1 protein-coding gene is annotated in these 1,317 nt (G+C 70.2%); it reads right to left on the minus strand.

The window, feature by feature from the left end; all coding sequences use genetic code 11:
• Window positions 1-1,315: ATP-dependent DNA helicase (locus AC1DU6_RS31485; protein WP_477862099.1), on the minus strand; the 1,315-nt coding region annotated here is incomplete at its 3' end.
• Window positions 1,316-1,317 lie beyond the last annotated feature (2 nt).

Here is a 1,317-nt window from a genome sequence, read left to right on the forward strand (position 1 = left end):
GCGTGGCCGAGGTGAACACCCAGGCCTTGGGCGGCCCCTCCAGCTGCTGCTGCATCGCGTCGCGGATGTCCAGGGGTGACTCGACCAGGCGGGCCGCATGCGGGCTGATGTCGATCCAGCGCACGTCTCCCGGATCAGGGTCGGTGGCGAACTGTTTGGCCAACTCACGCAACTCCTGGGCCCGCTCACACAGGCGCGCGAAATCGGGCGCGGCCTCGCGCACGGCGGTCAGCGCCTCCAAGGCCTTGGCCGTCGCCACTTCGACGCCAGCCAGCGCCGTGGCGAAACCGGGCTGGTTCGCCCTCTCCTTCCAGCCCAGCTTGAGTGTGCCGCGCAGCTCGCGGCCGGCGGTGGCCAGCGGGCCGGCCGCGGCCAGGCGCAGCTCCCGCGCCGCCTTCTCGACACCCGCATGCAAGCCCTGCCAGTCGTGCACGCCGCGTGCATGGGCCAGGCCCTGGGCCAGCACATCACGCGCGAAATCGATCAGCGAGGCCGTACCCAGCAGCGTGCCGAGGAACTGCACGCCGGCCTCGGCGAGCTGGTGAGCCTCGTCGAAGATGGCGATCTCGACGCTGGGCAGCAGCTCGGCCACGCCGGTATCGCGCAGCGTCATGTCGGCAAAGAAGAGGTGGTGATTGACGACGACGACGTCGGCCTCCATCGCCTCGCGCCGCGCCTTGACGACGTAGCAGCTCTTCCAGTCCGGGCATTCCTGGCCCAGGCAGTTCTCGCGGCTGGAGCTGACGATGGGGATGATGGGCGAGCGCTCATCCAGCCCATCGATCTCGGCAAAGTCGCCCGTTGTCGTGCCCAGGGCCCAGCGCTCGATGCGGGCCAGCGACAGCGCCGTGCGCCGGTCCGGGAATTCACCCGAGACGCGCGCCTCCTTCATGCGGTGCAGGCAGAGATAGCTGCTGCGGCCCTTCAGCAGGGCCAGCCGCACCGGCGTATTCAGCGCCTTGGTCAGCCGGGGCAGATCGCGCAGGAAAAGCTGGTCCTGCAGGCTCTTGGTGGCGGTGCTGATGAGGGCACGGCTACCCGCCAGCAGGGCCGGGACGAGGTAGGCGAAGGTCTTGCCGACACCGGTACCCGCTTCGACGACCAGGGCCTGGCGGCGGCTGAGCGCCCGGGCGACGGCGCGGGTCATCTCCAACTGGGGCGCGCGGGGCCTGTAGCCCCGGTCCAGGCGCGCCAAGGGGCCGTCCAGGTCGAAAGCGGCCAAAACGGCCTGTTCGAGTTCGTCAGCAGCGGGTGGGGCGGGAGGGGTGGCCTGATCGAGGGCGTCGAGCCAGTCGTCGAGATCAGGCGGGTTCATCG

The organism is Roseateles sp. P5_B10 (assembly GCF_056400485.1).